The 227-nt window shown below is 50.2% G+C and carries 1 tRNA gene and 1 rRNA gene; both read right to left on the reverse strand.

The features are described from left to right. Position 1: 1 nt before the first annotated feature. Positions 2-77 (reverse strand) — tRNA-Glu (locus tag AACS00_RS11650). Between the two features lie 71 nt (positions 78-148). Further along, positions 149-227 (reverse strand): 16S ribosomal RNA (locus AACS00_RS11655); the annotation flags it as partial.

Genomic DNA, 227 nt, shown 5'->3' on the forward strand with positions numbered 1-227 from the left:
ATGGTATCCCGTAGGGGAGTCGAACCCCTGTTACCGCCGTGAAAGGGCGGTGTCCTAGGCCTCTAGACGAACGGGACACTAAGATACTCTCTTTACTACTTAAACCAAATCAATCTGTGTGAACACTCATCAATGCACAATCTTTACGTAAGGAGGTGATCCAGCGCCAGGTTCCCCTAGCGCTACCTTGTTACGACTTCACCCCAGTCATGAACCACAAAGTGGCA

The sequence above is a fragment of the Vibrio sp. 11986-1-5 genome, assembly GCF_963878025.1.
Taxonomy (GTDB): Bacteria; Pseudomonadota; Gammaproteobacteria; order Enterobacterales; family Vibrionaceae; genus Vibrio; species Vibrio injensis.